Here is a 727-nt window from a genome sequence, read left to right on the forward strand (position 1 = left end):
CATCGTTCAAGTCCAAAGTCGCTCTGGCCGCCCTCAAGGGTGACCAGACCACATCCGAGATCGCCGCCCGATTCCAGATTCACCCCACCATGGTCAGTACCTGGAAGCGCGAGCTGCTGGAGAACGCTCCAGACCTCTTCGAAGGCAAGAGGAAGGCCGGCAAGCAATCCGATGAGCCCAGCACAGACGAGCTTTACCGCGAGATCGGTCGACTGACGGTGGAACGCGATTTTTTGTCGCGCAAGCTCGATCAGTAAGCCGTCAACAGCGGTTGGCGATGATCGAGCGTGGTCACCCCCAAGTCAGTCTTTCGCGCCAGTGCGAGTTGCTCAAGCTGAGCCGCTCATCGGTGTACTACGTCCCTCGTGAGCAATGTCAGGAGGATCTGGACCTGATGTACCTGATTGATCAGCAGCACCTGAAAACGCCGTATTATGGCTCTCGTAAGATGCGGGTCCACTTGCAGCGCCAGGGCTACCGGGTCAACCGGAAGCGGGTGCAGCGGTTGATGCGCACCATGGGCATTCAGGCGGTTTATCCGCGCCCCAGAACCAGCATCCCGGGCGACGGGCACAAGGTGTACCCGTACCTGCTCAAGGGCTTGAAGATCGATCGTCCCAACCAGGTTTGGGCAACTGACATCAGCTACGGTGTGCCCGGAGTTCAGGGCGAGCATGGAAGCTCAAATGGACCACGAGTCTATCTGGAATATTGAACCAGTATCTCA

The 727-nt window shown here is 58.0% G+C and carries 2 protein-coding genes; both read left to right on the plus strand.

Annotated features, from left to right (window positions below; genetic code table 11):
• Positions 1-257 (plus strand): helix-turn-helix domain-containing protein (locus MLC59_RS19865; protein ID WP_248237334.1); only part of this gene is annotated, 257 nt, incomplete at its 5' end.
• A 20-nt stretch (positions 258-277) separates the two neighbouring features.
• The gene (locus tag MLC59_RS19870) at positions 278-715 is read left to right on the plus strand and encodes an IS3 family transposase (RefSeq protein ID WP_248237336.1); all 438 of its coding nucleotides are present in this window, start codon (positions 278-280) and stop codon (positions 713-715) included.
• The last annotated feature ends 12 nt before the right edge of the window (positions 716-727 follow it).

Origin of the sequence: Marinobacter bryozoorum, from assembly GCF_023156245.1 — a bacterium.
GTDB classification, from domain to species: Bacteria; Pseudomonadota; Gammaproteobacteria; order Pseudomonadales; family Oleiphilaceae; genus Marinobacter; species Marinobacter bryozoorum.